The following is a 22,870-nucleotide window of genomic DNA, read 5'->3' as shown; positions in this document are numbered from 1 at the left end:
GACCGGTGTGCCGCCGTTCTTTAACTGGACTGTGACCTGACGTCCACGTACATCGTCAGTCGCTGGCCCGGACGCAGAATCTTGTTCTTGTCGATCTTGTTCCAGCGCAACAGGTCCGCAACCGTGATGCGGAACCGGTTGGCGATAAGATAGAGAGAATCGCCATTGCGTACAGTGTAGTTCAGTTTGCGCGTGGTGGAGACGCTGCTGGTGGCGACGTTCGCGCTCGCGGCGGCTTTGTCCGTCCAGACGACCAGCTTCTGACCTATAGACAACGTGTCGCGCGGGGCCATGCCGTTCCAGCTTGCAAGGTTGCGCATCCCTACGCCGTACTTGCGGCTGATCGACCAGAAACTTTCGCCTGAGGCCACAAAGTGTTCGACACGATTTCCGGCGCGCGGCTTTTCCTGTTTGGCAGCACGGCGTTCACTGGCACTGAGGTTGTAGGTGCCAAGCGGCTTGCTGGCGACCGGGATCATTAAGTACTGGCCGGCACGAATGGTATTGCCGCGAATACTGTTAGCTTCGCGAATTGATGCCAGTGTTGTGTGGTACTTCTCCGCAATCTCAGAGAGTGTTTCGCCATTGCCAATCTTATGACGTTGCCAGCGCAGACGTTCATCGTCAGGTAGGGCGGCCAGAGAGTTGGTAAATGTCTCGGCGGCATCGACTGGCAGCAGGAGCCGGTGCGGACCGGCCGGGTCTGTCGCCCAGCGATTGAAACCGGCATTCCAGGAATAGAGCGTATCGAGGTCGATTCCGCCGAGCTCTGCCGCAAGCGCGAGATCAAGTTGTCCGCCAATGTCGACCGGCACAAACTGCTGATCTGTGACGACCGTCGGTAGCGTGAGCCCATACGCGCCTGGGTCGCGCACGATCTCGACCAGCGCCATGAGTTTTGGCACGTAACTGCTGGTTTCCCGCGACACGTTCAGATTCCAGAAATCGGTAGGCTTGCCTTTCGCGCGATTGCGCTTGATGGCTTTCAGCAGGTTGCCTTCGCCGGTGTTGTACGATGCCACTGCGAGCAGCCAATCGCCATCCATGAGGCCATGCAGGTGGTCGAGGTATTTCAGCGCGCCGTCCGTTGAGTCGACAACATCGCGGCGACCGTCGTACCACCAGTTCTGGCGAATCCCGAAATGACGACCTGTGCCGGGCACTATCTGCCACAGGCCGGACGCGCGACCGTGCGAATAGGCAAACGGGTCGTAGGCGCTTTCGACGATCGGGAGCAAGGCAAGTTCTGCAGGCAGGCCGCGCTTGTCTATTTCGCGGCTAATGTACGGCAAATAGCGCTGCGCACGGGTGAAGACGCGATCCAGGTATTCGGGATGGCGTACGAACCAGTTGAGTTCAGCCTCAACCCGCGAATTCATGACGGGCGGGATGCTGAAGTTTTGCCGCAAATGCTCCAGCAGGTCATTCCAAACGGCAGCGGGCGTTACATCGGCTGTCTGGTAGCCTTCGAGCTCCAGCTGCAACTCTGGTACCTGGCGTTCGCGGTCGAGTTCATCGGCATCGATAGTCAGGTCGGTCGCAAACGCCATCGGACCTGCGAGGCAGGCCAGAACCAGGGTTCGCCAATGGCGTTTAAGCGTCGTCATTATGTCAGGCATCGCGCTATCCTACTGACCGGGCTACGCTATGCAAGTACGTAATTCACATCGCGTAGGGCAGGCCTTAGTTCTACCGTTGGAGGCAAAACCTGTGACTGAATGCCCACCTGAACGACAGCGCAAGATCGCCGGCTGGTTGGCTACGCCGTTGGGTCAGGCGCTGCTTGCGCAGGAAACCCGGCTGATGGAGCGGGCGCTCGACAGCGTTTTTGGCGAGCAATGCCTGCAGCTCGGCCAGTGGGGGGAGCGATCAGGCTTTCTGCGCTACGCGCGAACCCAGCGTTCCATGGTGGTTTCAGACCCCGCGAGCGTCCTGGCGGTAACCGATCCCAGCGCTGTTGGGCGGCTGCACCGCTTGCCGCTCAGCACCGAATCCGTCGACGCCGTGATTTTGCCGCATACCCTCGAATACAGTGGTCGGCCTCACGCCATACTGCGTGAGGTACACCGGGTGCTGCGTGCTGACGGTCATTTGATCATTCTCGGCTTCAAACCGGGCGGGCTATGGGGATTACGGAGACTCATTCCCAGCGCCGGCATGCCACCGGCCATCGACACGCTGATTGCGGACCGGCAACTGTGTGACTGGCTGAAATTGCTGGACCTGCATATCCACGGCGTTACCCGTTACTTTTTCCGCTGGCCCTTGCCGGGAAACCGCACGCTGGACTCCCAGCTCTGGGAGCAGAGAGGGCGCCGCTGGTGGCCGGAGCTGGCAGCGTGCTATATGCTCTCCGCGCAGAAACGGGTAGTACCGCTGACTACCGTGCGGATGCCATGGCGCGCCAAGCCGAAAGTGGTGGGCGGGCTGGTAAAACCGACAACACGTAACCTGCCGGACCGGGATACCTGAGCCGTTACGGCGCTAACAGTAGCCAAAGACATTGACCGACGAACGAATTGAGATATACACCGATGGCGCTTGCCGTGGGAACCCTGGGCCTGGTGGCTGGGGTGTTTTGCTGATCAGCGGCGGGCGCAGGAAGACCTTGCATGGTGGTGAACGAGAGACCACCAACAACCGCATGGAGCTGACCGCTGCTATTGAGGCGTTGAACGCATTGCGCGGCAAACGACAGGTATTGCTGCACACCGATTCGAAATACGTTATGGACGGCATTCGCGAATGGATGCCGAACTGGAAGAAACGCGGCTGGAAAACGGCAAGCAAAAAGCCGGTTAAGAATCAGGATTTGTGGCAGGCGCTGGATGCCGCCGTGTTGCAGCATGACGTGACCTGGAAATGGGTCAAAGGCCATGCGGGGAACGAGGGCAACGAAGCGGCGGACGCACTGGCGAATCGCGGTATCGATGAGCTCGGCCAGTGAGCCGGGCTGTCACTATGGAGCCCCGGTAACTATGAGTAAGCGACAGATTGTTCTCGATACCGAAACAACCGGCTTGACGCCAGCTGAGGGCCACAGGATTATCGAAATCGGGTGCATGGAAATGGTCAACCGGCGACTGACCGGCCGGGATTTTCACCGCTTTCTCAATCCTGACCGGGACATTGACGAGGGTGCGGAACGCGTCCACGGCATCAGCCGGGCGTTTCTGGCCGACAAACCGCGGTTTACCGACGTAGTTGACGAATTCCTCGAGTTTATCCGCGGTAGCGAGCTCGTTATTCACAACGCACCGTTTGACGTCGGTTTTCTCGACCACGAGTTGCGTCTGATGCGGCACGCTCAACCGGCTATCCAGCAGCATGCGACCGTACTTGACACGCTGACCCTGGCAAGGGAAATGCATCCGGGGCAACGCAACAGTCTCGACGCGCTATGTAAACGGTACGAAGTGGACGCGTCGGGACGCGACGTTCACGGCGCATTGATTGACGCTGATTTGCTGGCTCGGGTGTACCTGGCCATGACCGGTGGTCAAACCGCGTTGTTCCAGGAAGAGGAAGACGAGGATGACACCGCTTCTGTAGCGGACGTTGGCTCATTTCAGCGAGACGAGGGCCTCAAGTTGGTAGTTACGTGCGCAAGTATCGACGAGATAGCCGAGCACGAGGCTATGCTGGAGCGGATGAAGGAGTCTGGAAAGTGCCTGTGGAGCTCACTGGAGCCGAAAGTTCACTAGGCCGTCCGCGCAGACGCTGACAAAGCAACGCTAAAGCCGCTAGAATCCTCGGGCGCGAATCGCCACCAGGGGGGTGGCAGCGCAGTGCTTCATATCGGGGGCTCAGGCCCGCAACATTTAAGACAAAATACCTGGAAGGGCTATGACACATACGATGGCGGAGGCGTTCCGCAAGAATTTTCTTGGGCAATCACCGGTTTGGTACAAGCTGACAATTATCGGCTTCTTGATCCTGAACCCGATTCTGGTACTGACGGTCGGACCGTTCATTGCCGGTTGGATTATCGTCCTGCAGTTTATTTTCACGCTTGCCATGGCGTTGAAGTGTTACCCATTGCAGCCCGGCGGATTGTTGGCGATTGAGGCCATAGTAATCGGTCTGGCGACGCCAGAAATGGTGTTCCATGAAGCGGAACTCAACTTCACGGTAATCATGTTGCTGATGTTCATGGTCGCCGGCATCTACTTCTTGCGTGACATGCTGTTGTTCGTGTTCACCAAGATATTGTTGGGCGTTCGCTCCAAAGTTCTGCTGTCCTTGATGTTTTCGTTCATGGCGGCATTGCTGTCGGCGTTTCTCGATGCGTTGACGGTTACGGCCGTGATAATTACCGTGGCTGCCGGGTTTTACGGCGTCTACCACAAGGTGGCATCCGGCAAGTCGTTTGATACCAGTCACGATGCGGGCACCGACAGCGATGTTGGGGACCTGCACCGGGCTGATCTCGAACAATTCCGGGCGTTCCTGCGGGACCTGATGATGCACGGTGCAGTTGGTACAGCACTGGGCGGTGTATCCACCTTGGTGGGTGAACCGCAGAATTTGCTGATCGGTGAGATCATGGGCTGGGAATTCGTGCCGTTCTTCCTGATGATGGCGCATATCTCAATGCCGGTTCTGGCCGTTGGCCTGACTACGTGCGTCCTGCTGGAACTGACCGGAGCGTTCGGCTACGGAACCAAGCTGTCGGACCGAGTACGCGAGGTGCTGAGCGACTACGACAAAGAAATGAGCGCGAAGCGCACCCGTGAAGAGAAAATGGCCATTGGTGTACAGGCTGTCGTCGCGCTATTGCTGTGTATTGCGCTTGGCTTGCATCTGGCGGAACCCGGTATCGTTGGTCTGATGGTTATCGTTCTGGCGACAGCCTTTAATGGTGTGACAGAAGAGCATCGGATCGGTCATGCGTTTGAAGAAGCGCTGCCGTTCACTGCACTGCTGGTCGTGTTCTTTGCAATAGTCGCGGTTATCGATCATCAGGGGCTGTTTTCGCCGATCATTAACTGGGTCATGACTTACGAAGGAAAGACTCAGGAAGCGTTGTTCTTTGCCGCAAACGGTGTGCTGTCGATGATCAGCGACAATGTCTTCGTGGCTACCGTGTACATCACGGAGTTGGCGGGCATCTATGAAAGCGGCGCTATCAGTCGCGAGCAGTTTGACGCGCTGGCGATTGCGATTAACACCGGCACCAATATCCCCAGTGTGGCAACACCGAACGGTCAGGCAGCGTTCCTGTTCCTGCTGACCTCGGCTTTGGCACCGCTAATTCGATTGTCATACGGCCGGATGGTCTACAAGGCTTTGCCGTACACAATATCGATGAGCACCGCTGGCATGCTGGCGCTGATTTATCTGTAGACAGACCAGGCTGCCCGCTTCGGCGGGCAGCCTTTTTTCAGAAAGTAGCCACTAGTAGCGCTGGAAGTCCCGGAATGTGCGCGGCATCCATGTTCCTGACGCCATGGCGTGCTATTTAAGGCGGCCCAATAACACGTTCCGGACACCCTAAATGTCATTCGATATCAGTAAGATCCGCATAGGCGTCATCGGCCTTGGTTACGTAGGCCTGCCGCTTGCGGTTGAGTTTGGACGGAAGTACCCGACTCTGGGTTTTGACGTCAAAGCGGGTCGCATTGCCGAGCTGAAATCGGGCAAAGATTCGACGCTTGAAGTTGACTCAGATGAGTTGGCGACGGCTACGCACCTCAGTTTCTCAGACGACATCGAAGCACTGAAAAGCTGCAATTTCTACATTGTCACTGTGCCGACACCGGTCAGCAACGACAATCGACCACTCCTGTTGCCATTGCGTCTTGCCAGCGAAACATTAGGTAAGGTCTTGGCACCTGACGATATTGTGGTTTACGAATCCACCGTGTTTCCGGGCGCAACAGAAGAGTTTTGCGTACCTATCCTCGAACGTGATTCAGGATTGAAACTCAATAAAGATTTCTTCGCAGGTTACAGCCCGGAACGAATTAATCCTGGTGACAAGCAACATCGCCTACCCTCAATTTTGAAGGTAACTTCCGGCTCAACTCCCGCGGTAGCTGATTATATTGATAGTGTCTATGCATCGATTATCACCGCCGGTACTTATAAGGCATCGAGTATTCGTGTCGCCGAAGCTGCAAAGGTAATCGAGAACACTCAACGTGATGTGAATATTGCGTTAGTCAATGAGTTGGCCATGATTTTTGAGCGGATGGAAATCGATACCGAGGAAGTATTGCTGGCAGCCGGTACGAAATGGAACTTCCTGCCGTTCCGACCTGGTTTAGTAGGTGGGCACTGTATAGGTGTTGATCCGTATTACCTCACCTATAAGGCGCAACAACTTGGCTACCACCCGCAAATGATTTTGGCCGGGCGTCGTATCAATGACAATATGGCACTGTACGTATCGTCGCGAATCATAAAGAACATGATCGCCAAGGGTATACAGCCACTGGATAGCCGAATTCTAGTGCTTGGGCTGGCGTTCAAGGAAAACTGCCCGGATGTAAGAAACACCAAGGCAATAGATATTGTGCGCGAGCTTTCATCCTATGGTGCTGCGGTTGACGTACACGATCCCTGGATAGACTCAAGTGAAGCACACGCTGAATACGGCGTGAAAATGACAGAACATCCTAGGCACGGCGCATACGATGTTGTCGTTGTCGCAGTTGCACACAATCAGTTTAAAGAAATGGGCGCGGCAGGTGTACGTGCATTTGGTAAAGAAACGTCGGTAATTTACGACGTGAAGTATTTACTGTCGGCGACCGAAAGCGATGACCGACTCTAATTCGGCGCGCGGAGCAATACCATGAAGATACTTGTGACCGGCGCGGCCGGGTTTATCGGCTTCCATACATCGAAGACGTTGTTGGAACGAGGTGACACAGTCATCGGGCTGGATAATTTTAATAACTACTACGATGTGTCATTGAAGGAGTCGCGAGCCGGGATGCTGGATAAGCACGACAACTTCCGTATGGTCCGAATGGAGTTGGCCGACCGTGATGGCATTGAAGAATTGTTTCGTGATGAGCGCTTTGACAAAGTAGTACACCTTGCAGCTCAGGCGGGCGTACGTTATTCGATCGAGAATCCACATTCGTATATCGAGAGTAACATCGTGGGTACGCTGCACATTCTGGAAGGATGTCGGCACAACGATGTCCAACACCTGGTTTATGCTTCTTCGAGTTCAGTCTACGGCGCCAATACGGCTATGCCATTTTCTATTCACCAGAATGTCGACCATCCTCTGGCGTTATACGGCGCTACGAAGAAAGCAAATGAGTTGATGGCTCATACGTACTCAAATTTGTACCGATTGCCGACAACTGGACTGCGATTCTTTACAGTTTACGGGCCATACGGCCGGCCTGACATGGCTTTGTTCTTGTTTACTCGGGCGATAATTGCAGGTGAGCCAATCGATGTATTTAACTACGGCAAACATCGCCGCGATTTCACTTACGTCGATGATATTGTCGAAGGTGTTGTTCGAACGATGGATCATACCGCCGGGCCGAATGAAGAATGGAATGCAGCCGATCCGGATCCAGGGACGAGTAGTGCACCGTACCGAATCTATAATATTGGTAATCAGCAGCCCGTTGAACTGATGCACTACATCGAAGTCATCGAAGATTGTCTCGGGCGCAAGGCAGAAAAGAATTTACTTCCATTGCAGCCGGGCGACGTTCCTGACACCTACGCGGACGCGACAGATCTTGCTACAGACGTCGGCTACAAACCAGCAACTCCGGTTTCAGAAGGTGTACGTCGGTTTGTGGCGTGGTATCTGGATTACTACAACGTGGATATGAAATAACGTGTCACAACCTATATTGAGCTCTCGTTATCCGCTGGATTTACCGGCTTGGCAACTTCTAAAGGATCACTATAAGTCCTCGATGAGGCACGCGGATATACGTCAATTATTTACCTGCGATAGAAACAGGGCTGAGAAATTCTCGCTAGAAGACGGCGATCTATATTTGGATTTTTCAAAGAACCTGTTGACGGCAACCACGCAGAAATTGCTGTTCTCGCTGGCGAAAGAGGCGGGTGTACCGACAGCCATTGAATCGATGTTTAATGGCGAACAGCTGAACGTTACGGAAGAACGTGCCGTTCTGCACGTCGCGCTCCGATCCAAGATGTCTGACCAGGTGGCACTCGAAGTTCCAGGTGTGCGCGACGTATGGCGCGTGTTGACGGAAATGGAAGCGTTTGTTGAGTCGGTACTTGGGGGGCGGCACCGAGGTGACACAGGTGAACGGTTAACCGATATCGTCAATATCGGTATCGGCGGTTCCGACCTGGGACCGGTAATGGCTTCACGCGCATTGCGTGAATACTGGCAGGACGGCATGCGCTTTCACAGCGTGTCGAATGTCGATGGCACTCAGCTTAGCGATTTGAAGCAGGAGCTAGACCCGTCTCGCACCCTGTTCATCGTTTGCTCGAAGACATTTACGACGCTCGAAACCATGACCAACGCCAATGCCGCGCGAGCATGGATTCAATCGACCTTGGGTGAGCAGGCGGTATCAGCGCACTTTGCAGCGGCCTCGACCAATCACGGAGCGATGGACGCATTCGGTATAAATCCAGATTTCCGTTTCGGCTTCTGGGACTGGGTGGGCGGCCGTTATTCGCTGTGGTCGGCAGTGGGGCTGTCGCTGGCGTTGGTTATTGGTATGGAGAATTTCCGGGCGCTGCTTGCCGGTGGCCGCCGCATGGATCTACATTTTCGTCAGGCGCCCCCTGAGGAGAACATGCCCATACAGATGGCAATGATTGCCGTCTGGTACAACAATTTCTACGGGGCTGAGTCGCACGCAGTATTGCCCTATGACAATCGCCTAGATCGCTTTCCTGCTTATTTGCAGCAGCTGCAGATGGAGAGTAACGGCAAGAGCGTTCGCCTGGATGGTAAGCCGGTAAAGGTATCGACCGGACAGGTTGTCTGGGGTGAGTCCGGTTCAAACGCGCAACACTCGTTCTACCAGATGTTGCATCAAGGCACACATCTCATTCCAGTTGATTTCCTTTTGCCGACATTTTCTTCGGGCGGCGACCAGAGTCAGCAGAACCTCGCTATAGCCAATTGCCTAGCCCAGAGCGAAGCACTGATGGATGGAGTTGATGCATCAACGATCAAACAGGAGCTCATTGTATCCGGCAGCCGTGCCCGCGCAGCAACTTGGATCGCGCGGCACAAAGAGCATGCCGGCAACCACCCAAGTAACACTTTATTGTTCCCGAGACTGACCCCCGAAGTACTGGGGCAACTAGTTGCGCTATACGAGCACAAAGTTTTCGTTGAAAGTGTTGTTTGGGGAATTAATTCTTTCGATCAATACGGTGTTGAGCTTGGCAAGCGATTGGCAAGCAATTTGGCGGACACCGTTAATGGTTCCGAACCCTATCGCGGTACAAATCAATCGACAGCACGACTTCTAGCGCGCATTGAAGAGCAAGAGTAGGGCCGATAGGATTGTAAGACGCGATCGGCTGCATCTATCGTCTTGCGGTCATCAGGGTAGCCAACTACGATGTCGCACTGCCCCCATGGTCGGTTTCGACCGTTCTTTCGTACTGCATTGCACGAATAGTCGTCCTGCACCATGATAAGTCGTAATATATTGAAAAGTAACATTAAAATTGCGATCGGCCTGTTAGCTATCGTGCTGTTCAGTGTGCGAAATGGCGTAGCGGGCCCCGTTATGCAGGCCGGCGACAGCTTGTTGCGGCACGATATTCAGGTACTTGCTGATCGGGGGGTCATTACAGGGCCCGTTACTAGTTGGCCATTGGCTTGGGGTCCGATCCTGGCGGATATTAGTGCGGCTGACTCCGCCGTGCTCGAGGCGAGTGATTTGGCGGCTTCGCTGGCAAGAATTCGCTCGCGGGCGGCGTGGGAAACCCGCACGCATGAATTGCAATTTTCGGCAGAAGTCGGGGCGGTAGATAAACCGAAGCGGATTCGTTCATTCGAAAATACACCGCGTGAGTTTCTGGAGGCTGGCGCTGGGGTTTCATGGATTGGAGACCGGTTCAGTGCAACCCTCAAAGGTCAGGCGGTCGATCAAACTTACGGTAGCGGCGAAACGCGAATGGATGGCACTTTCCTCGGCGTTGCTATTGGCAACTACCTGATATCGGCCAACACGCTTGATCGTTGGTGGGGGCCGGGTTGGGACGGCAGCCTGATTCTTTCCAACAATGCGCGCCCGATTCCGGCCATAAGTGTGGATCGAAATTTTACGGACGCCTTTCAATCGCCTTGGCTGAGATGGATTGGCCCGTGGGATCTGAGCGTGATGATGGGGCAACTTGAAAGTGATCGATACGTGCCTAATGCCCTGTTCTTCGGTATGCGAGTGGCTTTTCGGCCGTTGCGCTCTCTCGAGATCGGTTTGTCACGTGCAGCCCAGTGGTGTGGTGACGGTCGATCGTGTGATGCTGGCACTTTCCTTGATCTGCTATCGGGACGAGACAATATTGGTGACGCAGGTATTGACGACGAGAATGAACCCGGCAACCAAATGGCGGGTCTTGACTTTCGCTGGTCGACGCTTATTGCTGAACTACCCGTGGCCTTCTACGGCCAGTTCATTGGAGAAGATGAAGCTGGTGGTTTCCCCAGTCGCTACCTTGGACAACTGGGCGTTGATGGCAGCGGTATGTGGGGGGAGCATTGGTCGTATCGATGGTTCGGTGAAGTGGCAATTACCAGTTGCAACTTTTATGAATCGGGTGGCATCTTCAACTGCGCGTATAACCACTCGATCTATCAAACAGGTTACCGTTATCGCGGCCGCGCGATCGGTCACGGGGCGGATAATGACGCACGACTGATCGCCACCGGTCTTGTGCTAGCTGATGCCGAGAATACTCAGTGGCGACTTCTTGCACGATTCGGTGAATTGAATCGAGGAGCGGCAATTGATATTCGAAATACCGTTACATCTGAACCGGAGGATATTCTGAGTCTGGACTTGAGCTATGTACACATACTTTCTCACGGTGCACTTGATATCGGTGTCGGATTCGAGCAAGTCAGTCGTACGGGCGTCGAGAGCCGCGACGAGGCGCGGGCATACTTACAGTGGCGCAGCGCGTATTAAAGTGAGAAAAGCAGTGCAGCATCAAGTTCGGCTCTTCTCGACATTAATGCTGTTCGTGAGCATCGTAAGTGGGGCAGCAGCGGCCGGGCCGTTTGCCGCACCAGGAGACTTGCGGTTGCGGTATGACCTGCAGCTCTTGAATGATACCAGTGTCACTGATGTGCCACTCAATACATGGCCGGTATCAGTTGCCGACATTGTCGATGCTTTGGATCGGACCGATCCAGGCACTTTGACTATGGGTAACATTGAAGCTTATCAAAGAGTTCGTGAATGGATACGCGTTGAAACGGAGGCTGGGCAGGTAGGATATCGCCTATCATTAGGCGCAGCGAGCAAGCCTCGCGAAATTCGCTCATTCGAGGATCAACCCAGAGAAAATGGTGAGGTCGGGGCCGGTATACGTTGGACTGGAAACCGGCTCTCGTTCGATCTGCGCGTGACCGGTGTTTCGAGCCCGGTTGACGGTGAGCAGTTTCGGCCCGACGGATCCTACGCTGGCGTGGTTTTCGGCAATTGGATGATCTCTGCCGGATGGCCAGAGCGTTGGTGGGGGCCCGGGCGCGATGGCGGCCTAATCGCTTCCAGTAATGCGCGGCCAGTTCCTGCTGTGGGTCTGCAACGAAATGCGTCGAAGCCATTCAAGTCGCGATGGTTGAGCTGGGTTGGTCCCTGGACATTTAGTGCCTTCATGGGGCAATTGGATGATGAGCGAACAATCAATGATACGTCTCTGTTCGGAATGCGTGTAGCGTTTCGACCTTCGAGCGGACTAGAAATCGGGCTGTCGCGTGCAGCGCAGTGGTGTGGAGATGGGCGCCCTTGTTCAGGTTCCACTTTTGTAGATTTGTTGTTGGGCCGGGACAATAGCGGCGTCAATGTCGATGATGAAGATGAACCGGGCAATCAGTTGGCAGGCTTCGATCTGCGATGGACGTTGCCACGTAAGGTGCCTGTTGCCGTCTACGTACAAATGATAGGTGAGGACACGCGTGCTGGAGGTCCGGAAATCGGATCGTGGTTGCGACAAGCTGGCATAGAGCATTGGGGTAGATTGAACAGCTTGCAACATAGAACTCATGTCGAAGTTTCTGAATCCAGTTGTCGTGACGGCGGGCTTGGCTTTAGCCAGATCCAAGCAAACTGCGGCTATGAGCACGGCATATACCGGACCGGATTTCGATACAATGGCCGTTCTCTAGGGCATGGCATGGATGGTGACGGTTTGGCCTACTCACTTGGATCAACATTGGTACAATCTGCCGGTCATCTTTGGAGCTTCACTTTTCGTTACATAGATATCAACCGCGTCGGTGCACCGAATGACCGGCATACTTTGTCCGCCACGCCTCAGGAACTAACTGATATTCAGATGAGCCATGATCGACTGACGCACTTTGGCAGATTTCGCTTTGGACTCGGACTAAGCCAACTTGACGATAAGGTCAGCGACCGTTCGTCGACAGATGTGAGTGGATTTGTACAGTGGACAACAGAATGACTCGAATAAGAATAGTAAGTGGTAATACTATGGCCAGCTTGGCTGCCACTATGTTTATAGCAGCTCTGCTGGTTGTTGGTTGGTCAGGGCCGACATTGGCGCAAGGCAAGCAGCTATCGGCAGAACAGATGCGAATGATCAACCAATTGCCGCCAACCCAACGGCAGCAGGCACTCGATGCATTGCGTGAGTTCCAGTCTCAGCAACCGAACGTGTCGATTCAGACCGATAGCGACAGGAGCCAGCAGAGTGCATCGAATACTGAAAAGCAATTGCAGACAAGCGGGGTGCGCAAAGAGTTGTTCACAATGCCCCGTGCAGAGGCTGGAGGTAGCCTGGTAGTTACGTTCACACCGAAAAACGATCTTACGACGAATAAGCTCAAAGATATCGACGACGACCCAGCACTTAGTCGCATTGTTGGCAGTCATTTCTATGAACTAGATGATTCCGGAATTTTGACGTTGCCCGGGCTCGGCGATATCGCCCTTCTGGGGCTGACAGTAGAGAAAATTGTAGAACGCCTCGCTGCCGAGCAGGAATTGGCTCCATTCGTTATTCAAGCAAGTATTCTTGGGGTGGAGTCGGTTGGCTCGGCCGCGCTGGAACCGTTCGGTTATGGTGTCTTCGAAACGGCAGATGGGAGTTTCGAGCCAGACCAGTCCGGTCCGGTGCCCCCGGACTACGTGCTTGGCCCCGGCGACAACGTTCGGTTGCAGCTGTTTGGCAACATTAACAGCAACTATGATCTGGAAGTAAGCCGCGACGGAATGATAAATATTCCAGAGATTGGCCCGATGAATGTCGCTGGTCTTCGTTTTTCTGAGGTACGGGCTAGTTTAGATCGGCTTATTCAGCAGGCCATGATCGGTACGCAAGCAAGCGTCGCAATGGGCGCGTTGCGCAAAATTCGAGTATTCGTGATGGGCGATGTCAATCGCCCCGGTTCGTATATTGTCAGTAGCATGGCAACTATCAGTAGCTCGCTCTATCGCAGCGGCGGAATAAGTAAGGTGGGTTCGCTGCGAAAGATCCAGCTAAAGCGTCGAGGAGAAACCGTTGCGAACTTCGACTTATACGATCTGTTATTAAGTGGTGATACGTCGAATGACGCACGACTACAGCAAGGAGATGTAATCTTCGTGCCGCCTGTGGGAGTGACCTTCACGGTAGGGGGGGCCGTGCGTCGGCCAGCGATTTACGAAGCGAAGGAAACAATCACCTTTTCCAAAGCGCTGGAATTGGCCGGCGGCCTGATGCCGGACTCTTTTCCGCGAAGCAGCACTGTCGAACGTATTGGTAGCGATAAAACGCGTACAGTACTAAGTGTCGATCTTGATAGCCTAGAAGGTCGATCTGCCGGAATACGAGCCGGTGATTTGCTGATGGTGCCAAAAGTGCTTCCGGATTTGACGCAAGCAGTAAATCTGGATGGCCATGTGCGGCGGCCCGGCCCGCGAGAATGGCATGCAGGTATGCGACTTACGGATTTGCTGCCTACGTTATCAGACCTTGAGTTAAATGCAGATTCCAACTATGTACTGATTCGACGCGAGCATATGCCGGATCGACGAATTCGAATACTGTCCGCTGATCTGTCAGCTGCTCTCTCGGCCCCTCAATCCGGCAGCAATTTATTACTGCAGCCGCGCGACATAGTGCATGTCTTTGACTTGGAGTTTGGCCGGCAGCGCACCATCGCGCCGATTCTTGAAGAATTACGAATACGTGCGGATGCGAATACGCCATACCGAGAGGTGCGAGTGACTGGTTCTGTTCGTGCACCTGGCGCGTATCCGTTGGAAGAGGAAATGAGGATTGGCGATCTGATCCGGGCTGGCGGTAACCTGTCGGAAGGCGCCTATCTTGATGAAGCGGAGCTGACTCGATTCGCCGTGCAAGATGGCATACGTCGAGCGAAAGAAGTTATCGACGTAGATCTCAGGGCAGTGCTTAATGGTGAGTCCAGTGCCAATTTACTACTGGCACCATATGACAATCTAAGGATCAACAGGGTTCCCAACTGGGATTCTGACTGGTCCGTTACGCTTGAAGGTGAAATTCAGTTTCCTGGTGAGTATCAGATTTCTCGCGGTGAAACTCTGCGTGAAGTCCTCGAGCGTGCGGGAGGGTTGACCGAGCAGGCTTTTGCAGAAGGCACAATTTTTCTACGCGACGATTTGAGAACGCGAGAGCAAGATCAAATGGATATGCTTGCCCGCCGGATCGAAAGTGATATCGCAAGCATGTCACTTGAATCCTTAGACAGCACTGGTACTGAAGCTCTTCAGGTGGGACAGACTCTACTAAAGCAACTGCGCGATACTGAAGCAGTTGGCCGGCTCGTAATCGACCTCAATCGGACAAGACTTACCGAGCGTGGGGCCAGGGCGGATATCGATGTTGAATTAAGAGATGGAGACAGGCTGCTCGTGCCAGGAGTATCACAGGAAGTGACGGTAATTGGAGAGGCACAGTATCCGACATCGCACCTATACAAGGAAGGTCTGACTCGCGATGATTATATTTCGTTTAGTGGCGGTCTGACGCGGAAGGCCGACAAAAAATTGATATACGTAGTCAGGGCGAGTGGTGCAGTCGTGTCCGCGAATCGATCGAAATGGTTCAGGCGTGATGTTGGCACGGAGATTCGGCCCGGTGATACTATAGTAATTCCTGTCGAAACCGATAGAATCCGGCCGCTGACATTCTGGACAAATGTGTCCCAAATATTCTATCAGTCAGCGATCGCGGTAGCGGCAATTAGGACTTTTGATAGATAGAGTCGGCATGTATGCGGGAAGGGTGCACGTACCAGTTGGCTTTTCAGCCACTCGTGCGAGTGGCCAATAAACTACGATCGGCGCGAATTTAGGTAGACTCAGGATAGGCTGCCCGACCGGTATATTTGGCCGCGACTCCACAGTCGGTGGCGACGAGCGTTGATCTCCTTGATGTCTCGCAGTGCAAATCGAGAGGGCAATGTCTAATCGTTGCAAGAACGACCAGCGAAGCGTTCGGGCAGTTCATTGGCTCAGGGTTTACGAACAACAGATCAATTTGACGGTGAAGCGTGCTCGCGAAAACTATTTCGTTTGGGTCAATCGGCTTGATGTGATACTAAGCCATTGGCAATTGATCAGTTGACTCGACCAACTCTTGATACAGTCATGAGAGAAGAAGGCGATTGCGTTCAATGCCGATCGTAATTTTGGCCAAGAATGCGTGTTAGATAGGGTTGGCCAAGAGTCAATACATTTCAGTCGTGGCGAATAGAAATGAAAATTGAGCAGGAAGAAAATACGAAACAGGTACGAACGCCTGGCGACCAATCTGGCGTACGGCCGGTTTTAGTTGTTTCGCCTGATGGAGGTAGAGGTAGTGAAATTGATATTGTTGAACTTTGGCGACTAATTTGGCGCGGCAAATGGTTCATTGTGGCGATTGATTTTATTTTCGTTTTGCTGGCAGTGTTATATGCCATTACGGCAGCCGAGTGGTATCGGGCAGAAACATTATTGTCGCCGGTCACCGACAATGCTCCTCAGGGCATATCCGCCCGACTAGGCAGTTTAGGTGGTCTTGCGGGCCTCGCTGGAATTAATCTGGGTAAATCCGACGACGTTGAGGCATTTGCAGTACTCAGCTCGAGGGATTTTATTCGGGGATTTATTTCAGACAATGCGCTGTTGCCTGTGTTGTTTGCGGAGAATTGGGATGCGGAACGTGGTACCTGGATTATCGATGAATCCGAGGACGCCCCTGATTTAGAGGATGGCGTCAAATTGTTTAGGGAGGAAGTACATGGATTGTCCCGGGATGGTCAAACGGGCTTGGTAACACTGAGTATTGAATGGACGGACCCGGCTGTTGCCGCAGAGTGGGCTACCGACCTTGTTATTCGGTTGAATTCATATACTAGGGACCAGGCCTTGCGGGATGCTCAAAGAAATATAGTCTATTTGCAGGAGCAGATGGAGGCAGCCAATGTTGTATCATTGCGTGACGCAATCGGAAGCCTTATCGAAACGGAACTGCAGAAGGCAATGTTGGCGAACGGCGCGGACGAATTTTCGTACAAGGTGATCGATAGTGCGCAACCGCCAAAGCAAGCGATTAGGCCAAAAAAACTATTGATTGTGTTGCTGGCTTTCATTTTTGGCACCGTGTGTTCTTTGTTCGCTACATTGATACGGTATGGCATACGACGTCGATCAATGATGCAAAGCGACGGTTGCTCTGCTGCCCAGCCGGAATCGGTTGCATGATGGTAACTATCCCGGAAAAAGCGTTGTTTCATCCCAAGGTTTAATTAGTGGCGTGTAGTCAAAAATGAGGCGCGCGTTTCGTCGCAGCAGCGTGGACATTAGGAGTCAGTAGCTGATGAAGATTTTGGTTACAGGCGGTGCAGGGTTTATTGGATCCACGTTGATACGTCAACTTGTGAACGAGACGAATGATATCGTTATTAATGTTGATAAGTTGACGTATGCAGGCAATATGGACTCGTTACTGTCGGTCATCGACAATCCACGACATTATTTCGAGCAAGCGGACATTTGTAATCGTGCGGATATTGCACGTATTTTTGACGAATATCAGCCCGATGGCGTGATTCACCTTGCAGCTGAATCGCACGTCGATCGCTCAATTCAAGGCCCCGCAGAATTCGTAAGCACCAATGTCGTAGGCACCTGCACATTACTTGAAGTGGCCCGTGAGTATTGGCGAAAGCAGCCATCAAGCCGTCAGCAGCGATTTAAATTCCTGCACGTTTCAACGGATGAAGTGTATGGAGACCTTGGTCCAGACGACTCTCCGTTTACAGAAGATCATCCGTATGCGCCGAGCTCGCCATATGCGGCCAGCAAGGCAGCAAGTGACCATTTGGTGCGCTCGTGGGGGCGTACTTATCGACTGCCAGTTTTGCTAACCAATTGCTCCAACAACTATGGCCCTTACCAGTTTCCCGAGAAGCTGATTCCACTGGTGATTCTCAATGCGCTTGCGGGTAAAGCGTTACCGGTGTACGGGACAGGCGATAACATTCGCGATTGGTTGTATGTCGACGACCATGCGTACGCGCTGCGCCATGTTTTCATGTATGGGCGACCAGCTCGGACTTACAATATTGGTGGTCGAAGCGAAATGAGCAACCTGGATGTTGTCCGACTAATCTGTACCAATCTTGATCAGTTGCGACCGAGTAAGTTAGGGCCTCATGATCGATTGATTGAGTTTGTAGAAGATAGGCCGGGCCATGACCGCCGTTATGCAATAGATGACAGCCGCATCGCCCACGAGCTTGGGTGGCGTCCGTCCGCGAAGTTTGAATCAGGAATCAAAAAGACGATCCAATGGTATATCGACAATTCAATGTGGGTAAATCGGGTGCAATCCGGCGATTACAAGAATTGGATTAGGACGAATTACCAGATGCGGAATGAAAATCAGTGAAGATTCTGCTGTTTGGTTGCAATGGTCAGCTCGGTTGGGAGTTGCAAAGATCGCTCGCGCCATTAGGTGATCTCGTACCACTTGGCAGGCAGGTGACACTGGCAGGATCTGGAAACCTTGAAGATCACGCGGAGGTTAAGCGACTAGTAGATGCGCTGCGCCCAGACGTCATTGTGAACGCGGCGGCATTTACTAATGTCGATATGGCTGAATCTCTGTCAGAAACGGCAATGACGGTCAACGCAGTTGCTCCTCAGCACCTTGCGCGCCTCGCATTAGACCACGGCTCGTTATTGGTCCACTTTTCAAGTGATTACGTCTACAGTGGGGCTGGCGATAGGCCTTGGATAGAGACTGACGATGGCGACCCGATTAATGTCTATGGTAAATCCAAGCTGGCGGGAGACAAGGCTGTTGTAGAAAGTGGTTGCCGATGTTTGATATTCCGAACGAGCTGGATTTACTCGGCACGCGGCAATAACTTTTTACGCAAAATGATGAGTTTGTGTCGTACAACTGAAGTTTTGCGTGTTGTAGCGGACCAGATCGGTTCGCCTACCGGAGCCGACCTGGTTGCCGATGTCACGGGCTATGTGATCAACGCTCTGTTGCGAGGGGACGGAAAGGAAGGTGTCTACCATCTCGTGGCAGGCGGCTATACGAATTGGTATGAGTATGCAAAGTTTGTGATTGACAACGTTGCCCGTGTTGAATCAGAAGAAGTCGTCAAAACCACATCGATACTCCCAGTGACCAGCTTGGAGTATCCAGTGCCGGCCCGCAGGCCTGCGAATTCCCGTCTGAATACGGGCGCACTAAAAGCGACGTTTGATTTGCACTTGCCTGATTGGCGGCAAGGTGTTCAAAGAACGATCTCAGAAATTCTCCAGCAGCAATCAGGGCGGCTCTAATGGATCGGAAAGGTATCATACTGGCTGGGGGGAGTGGGACTCGGTTATATCCTGTTACACAAGCCGTTTCCAAGCAGTTACTGCCTGTGTATGACAAGCCGATGATTTACTACCCATTGTGCACACTGATGTTGGCCGGTATTCGCGAAGTCTTAATCATATCGACGCCGGAACATACGCCAATGTTTCAAGGCTTGTTGGGGAATGGACGGCAGTGGGGAATACATCTTGATTATGCGGTGCAAGAGAATCCTAATGGCCTTGCAGAAGCGTTCCTTATTGGTGAAAAGTTTATTGACGGACACCCGAGCGCATTGGTACTCGGCGACAATATATTTTACGGAGAGAATTTGCAGTCGCTGGTTCAGGCGGCAAGTTTACGTGGAGATGGCGCAACCGTATTTGCCTATCCTGTAACGGATCCGGAGCGCTATGGCGTCGTGGCTTTTGATGAACATGGAAATGCCGTTAGCTTGGAAGAAAAGCCAAACAAGCCTAATTCTCGGTATGCAGTAACGGGCTTGTATTTTTATGATGCCGGTGTTGTTGATATAGCGAAAACAATAAGGCCGTCGCAACGTGGCGAACTCGAAATTACCGATCTGAATATGATCTATTTGAAGAATAATAGTCTACGAGTCGAACTCATGGGGCGTGGCATGGCGTGGCTTGATACAGGAACTCATGAATCGCTTTTGGAGGCGGCTTCATTCATTGAAACGATCGAGAAGCGGCAAGGACTGAAGGTCAGTTCGCCAGAGGAAACAGCATTTAGGCAGGGCTATATTAATGCGCAGCAACTAAGGGAGCTGGCTGAGCCATTATCGAAGTCAAGTTACGGTCAGTACTTGCTCAATATTCTGGACGATCCAGTTTTCTGATGTCTATGGAATTTGTTCGCACAGATATAGAGGATGTGGTCCTCGTTAAACCAACAGTTCACGAAGATTCGCGTGGGTTTTTTGTCGAATCATGGGAACGTCGCAAGTTTGCAGCCGGCGGTATCGACGTAGACTTTGTGCAGGATAATCACAGCCGCTCAGTACGAAATACTTTGCGTGGGCTGCATTTTCAGGTCGAGTCCCCGCAGGGAAAACTTGTAAGGGTTACAAGCGGCGAAGTATTTGATGTGGCGGTAGACTTACGGCGCAGCTCGGCTACCTTCGGATTGTGGGTGGGCAAGTATTTGTCTTCAACGAATATGCATATGCTGTGGATTCCGCCGGGATTTGCACACGGGTTCCTGGTTGTTTCGGAATCGGCTGAGGTGCAATACAAGTGCACAGACTTCTATGCACCGGATTCAGAAAGGTGCATACATTGGCGTGACAAAGATCTGGGCATTCTATGGCCCATTGCTGGTGATGAACTTCCCGTTGTATCAGCAAAGGATGAGCGTGGGCTGATGTTCAGGCATGTGGATTGTTTCTCATGAGGCAAACTGCCGTGGTGCTGTGTGGCGCCAGGTCTAGTCTTCATTTTGATCGTATTCGCCGCATCTAAGGATTGCCAAATTGCTTGCGGAATCGTTGAAAGCCCAACTAATTCGGGGCGCGCTAGGCTCTGGACTGCTCGGTGCCGTCCATAAACTTATTGGCTTGCTTACCGCAATTTTGCTGGCAAAGTTGTTGGGCGCAACCGATTTTGGCTATTACGCATTTGCACTTGGGCTTGTCAGTTTGCTGGCTGTTCCTGGACAACTCGGCTTACCGCAACTGCTAACTCGCGAACTTGCCAACAGTCACGCTACGCAACGCTGGGCTGCGATGCGTGATTTAAAGCGACGCGCTATTCAGTATGTGTCGGTAGGAATCGTAGCAAGTTTGGCCCTCGGGATTGTGTTTTTCGGAGTCTCGTCAAACGCGCCTGCTATAGAACCAACGACTTTTATGATCGCACTGGCGCTACTTCCATTGATGATCGTGATGGAGTTGATTAGTGGCATGTTGCGTGGGCTTCGGAATGTAGTTCATGCAATGTGGCCAGTCGCCGCCCTCAAGCCAGGTCTTTTGGCGGCCTTTCTGATTATTGCGATGATCTTTACGCTGCAGATTGAGCCATCCACAGTCATGATCGCAAATTTGATATCCACTGCGGTGGCTATCCTGGCCTTGTTGATTCTCCTCAAGCGCTTTTGGCCGGCCGAAGCGAAAGACGCCAGTCGAGTCGGGTCCGAAATGCCGGGGTGGGTACGCAGCTTGTTGCCTTTCACTATGCTGGGCGCAGCGAATATTATCGTTCAGAAGACCGACCTGGTCATGTTGGGCTTTTTTTCCTCGGCAGAGGATGTCGGGATTTATCAGATTGTTGTTCAGGGATCCATGCTGGTGTCATTTGGATTTACGGCCGTGAATTCTGTCATTAGCCCGAATATTGCCAGGTTTTCGGCAACCGGGGATGTGAAACAATTGCAACGGTTGATGACTATTAGCTGCGCCGCCGTGCTATTGACTGGCTTGGTTGTCATGGCCGTTTTGGCCGTTTTCGGCGACAAGCTGTTAGCGGCGGTATTTGCGGATGAGTTTCGTCGTGGGTATGTACCGCTGCTGATCTTGGGATGCGGTCAATTGGCCAATGCCAGTGTAGGCTCGGTAGGTACATTTTTGAGCATGAGTGGATATGAGGGTGATACGCTACGCGCCATTGTTGTGGCAGCAGTTGTAAATGTCATACTGAATGCACTTTTGATTCCATCCTACGGAATTACCGGGGCAGCGATAGCCACTATGTTTTCTACTATCGTCTGGAACGCTATGATGTCGCTGTCTGTTTATCATCGGTTGGGAGTTGTGCCGGGACCGCTACGGCTTTCATGGGGAAAAGACCGAAAGGTGTTATGAAGCGCGCAGCAGTTATGCGTACGTTCAATAAGACCAGAGGTAGCTGGATAGACTCTGGTGGTAGGGAGTAAAAATATGAGCAAGCTGTATATCGACCCGGAGCGAAAAACTGGAAGTCAATCAGAAGAACCCACATCGCGTCGAGTCGGAGAGTTTGTTTTCTTTGATGGCTACCAGAAGTTCGGTCTTGCGCCGCCAGGACGAATAAAATTACATAAATACGAACATAAGAAAAAATACTCGATGATTCGCCCATTTCTAACTGCGATGGTTGATGATTCGAAGTCAATAATCGATTTAGGCTGTTCATCTGGCGTAATGGGCTTTCAGGCCTATCTTGATGGTTATTCAAATACCACATTTGTTGATCACGACCCGGAGTATTTGGCTTTGGTCAAAGAAGGGCTTCGCCATCTGAAGGCCCACGGACCGGATATCGAAGAAAACAAAGTACAAGACGTGCAGTCAACGGCAGACGTAATGTTCGTATTTGCGTTAATCCATTGGCTTTATTCTTGTACAGAAGAGTTCGGTAGCCTCGATCGAATTATCGAATCCTTGGCCAAACACTGTCGTGAAGTCATGTTTGTAGAGTGGGTTGGCCCGGAGTGCGATGCTGTGAAGAGTTTTGATCATCTGAATAGAAATCCTGAACTCCATCATGAAGAATATTCCCGGATCAATTTTATAGCGGCGCTAAAGGCACGATATGCGCATGTGGAATTAATTGGTGAGGTGCGTAAAGGCAGAGAAATTTGGATTGCGGCCAACAGCAGCATAAAAAAGAACTCATTGATGCAAGTAAGTGAGAAAATGGGATTCTGGGCTTGGGCTGTTCGGTTTAAGGCAGCCCGTCTGCTTCGCATTGAATAGGATTTTCGATGTGCAGTCTGACAATCATCGGTAGCTGCTTCACTGGAGTTACTTTCTGAACCATGGACTTTTTCGCAAAATTCAAATCGATCAAGGAACGTAAACAGCGACTGGTTTCACTGTTGTCCGAATGTAACGAGACCCTAAAGCCTGGGCTTTGGTTAATGA

Annotated in this window: 18 protein-coding genes; 17 read left to right on the top strand and 1 reads right to left on the bottom strand. The window is 52.5% G+C overall.

Annotated elements, in window-relative coordinates; translation table 11 throughout:
• Nucleotides 1-20 precede the first annotated feature (20 nt).
• Nucleotides 21-1,619: a LysM peptidoglycan-binding domain-containing protein gene (locus tag AC0L8N_RS02650; protein ID WP_473666032.1), complete on the bottom strand. Its 1,599-nt coding sequence runs from the start codon at nucleotides 1,617-1,619 to the stop codon at nucleotides 21-23.
• A gap of 91 nt (nucleotides 1,620-1,710) precedes the next feature.
• Between AC0L8N_RS02650 and AC0L8N_RS02645 the strand changes: the two genes are divergently transcribed.
• The 17 genes from AC0L8N_RS02645 (at nucleotide 1,711) to AC0L8N_RS02565 (ending at nucleotide 22,702) form a co-directional block, all read left to right on the top strand.
• Entirely contained in the window at nucleotides 1,711-2,472 is a 762-nt protein-coding gene (locus AC0L8N_RS02645) for a class I SAM-dependent methyltransferase (protein ID WP_473666031.1), read from the top strand.
• A 31-nt stretch (nucleotides 2,473-2,503) separates the two neighbouring features.
• Complete coding sequence (rnhA, locus tag AC0L8N_RS02640) at nucleotides 2,504-2,947, top strand: ribonuclease HI (protein ID WP_473666030.1); 444 nt, start codon at nucleotides 2,504-2,506, stop codon at nucleotides 2,945-2,947.
• Between the two features lie 31 nt (nucleotides 2,948-2,978).
• Complete coding sequence (gene dnaQ / locus AC0L8N_RS02635; protein WP_473666029.1) at nucleotides 2,979-3,704, top strand: DNA polymerase III subunit epsilon; 726 nt, start codon at nucleotides 2,979-2,981, stop codon at nucleotides 3,702-3,704.
• Between the two features lie 142 nt (nucleotides 3,705-3,846).
• Nucleotides 3,847-5,346, top strand: coding sequence for a sodium/proton antiporter NhaB (gene nhaB, locus AC0L8N_RS02630; RefSeq protein WP_473666028.1), 1,500 nt, complete (start codon nucleotides 3,847-3,849; stop codon nucleotides 5,344-5,346).
• 151 nt (nucleotides 5,347-5,497) lie between these two features.
• Entirely contained in the window at nucleotides 5,498-6,778 is a 1,281-nt protein-coding gene (gene tviB / locus AC0L8N_RS02625; RefSeq protein WP_473666027.1) for a Vi polysaccharide biosynthesis UDP-N-acetylglucosamine C-6 dehydrogenase TviB, read from the top strand.
• Between the two features lie 21 nt (nucleotides 6,779-6,799).
• Complete coding sequence (locus AC0L8N_RS02620) at nucleotides 6,800-7,816, top strand: NAD-dependent epimerase (protein WP_473666026.1); 1,017 nt, start codon at nucleotides 6,800-6,802, stop codon at nucleotides 7,814-7,816.
• 1 nt (nucleotide 7,817) lies between these two features.
• On the top strand, nucleotides 7,818-9,476 hold the full coding sequence (pgi, locus tag AC0L8N_RS02615; RefSeq protein ID WP_473666025.1) for a glucose-6-phosphate isomerase: 1,659 nt from the start codon (nucleotides 7,818-7,820) through the stop codon (nucleotides 9,474-9,476).
• Between the two features lie 159 nt (nucleotides 9,477-9,635).
• Complete coding sequence (locus AC0L8N_RS02610; protein ID WP_473666024.1) at nucleotides 9,636-11,120, top strand: capsule assembly Wzi family protein; 1,485 nt, start codon at nucleotides 9,636-9,638, stop codon at nucleotides 11,118-11,120.
• Between the two features lie 115 nt (nucleotides 11,121-11,235).
• The gene (locus AC0L8N_RS02605) at nucleotides 11,236-12,621 is read left to right on the top strand and encodes a capsule assembly Wzi family protein (protein ID WP_473666023.1); all 1,386 of its coding nucleotides are present in this window, start codon (nucleotides 11,236-11,238) and stop codon (nucleotides 12,619-12,621) included.
• Nucleotides 12,622-12,650: 29 nt separating this feature from the next.
• Nucleotides 12,651-15,404 carry an SLBB domain-containing protein gene (locus AC0L8N_RS02600; RefSeq protein WP_473666022.1) on the top strand — a complete coding sequence of 918 codons (2,754 nt, stop codon included), beginning with the start codon at nucleotides 12,651-12,653 and terminating at the stop codon, nucleotides 15,402-15,404.
• A 495-nt stretch (nucleotides 15,405-15,899) separates the two neighbouring features.
• On the top strand, nucleotides 15,900-16,889 hold the full coding sequence (locus tag AC0L8N_RS02595; RefSeq protein WP_473666021.1) for a Wzz/FepE/Etk N-terminal domain-containing protein: 990 nt from the start codon (nucleotides 15,900-15,902) through the stop codon (nucleotides 16,887-16,889).
• 115 nt (nucleotides 16,890-17,004) lie between these two features.
• Nucleotides 17,005-18,078, top strand: coding sequence for a dTDP-glucose 4,6-dehydratase (gene rfbB / locus AC0L8N_RS02590; RefSeq protein WP_473666020.1), 1,074 nt, complete (start codon nucleotides 17,005-17,007; stop codon nucleotides 18,076-18,078).
• Nucleotides 18,075-18,989: a dTDP-4-dehydrorhamnose reductase gene (gene rfbD / locus AC0L8N_RS02585; RefSeq protein ID WP_473666019.1), complete on the top strand. Its 915-nt coding sequence runs from the start codon at nucleotides 18,075-18,077 to the stop codon at nucleotides 18,987-18,989. The genes rfbB and rfbD overlap by 4 nt, the downstream gene beginning before the upstream one ends.
• The gene (rfbA, locus tag AC0L8N_RS02580) at nucleotides 18,989-19,870 is read left to right on the top strand and encodes a glucose-1-phosphate thymidylyltransferase RfbA (protein ID WP_473666018.1); all 882 of its coding nucleotides are present in this window, start codon (nucleotides 18,989-18,991) and stop codon (nucleotides 19,868-19,870) included. The genes rfbD and rfbA overlap by 1 nt, the downstream gene beginning before the upstream one ends.
• Nucleotides 19,871-19,875: 5 nt before the next feature.
• Nucleotides 19,876-20,424: a dTDP-4-dehydrorhamnose 3,5-epimerase gene (rfbC, locus tag AC0L8N_RS02575; protein ID WP_473666017.1), complete on the top strand. Its 549-nt coding sequence runs from the start codon at nucleotides 19,876-19,878 to the stop codon at nucleotides 20,422-20,424.
• 79 nt (nucleotides 20,425-20,503) lie between these two features.
• Nucleotides 20,504-21,829 (top strand): oligosaccharide flippase family protein, encoded by a 1,326-nt coding sequence (locus AC0L8N_RS02570; protein WP_473666016.1) that lies wholly within the window; start codon nucleotides 20,504-20,506, stop codon nucleotides 21,827-21,829.
• A gap of 75 nt (nucleotides 21,830-21,904) precedes the next feature.
• The gene (locus AC0L8N_RS02565) at nucleotides 21,905-22,702 is read left to right on the top strand and encodes a class I SAM-dependent methyltransferase (protein ID WP_473666015.1); all 798 of its coding nucleotides are present in this window, start codon (nucleotides 21,905-21,907) and stop codon (nucleotides 22,700-22,702) included.
• The last annotated feature ends 168 nt before the right edge of the window (nucleotides 22,703-22,870 follow it).

The sequence above is a fragment of the Woeseia sp. D3-10 genome, assembly GCF_055809415.1.
Note: the sequence above shows the minus strand (reverse complement) of the source record. Positions and strands in the feature narration are given on the sequence as shown.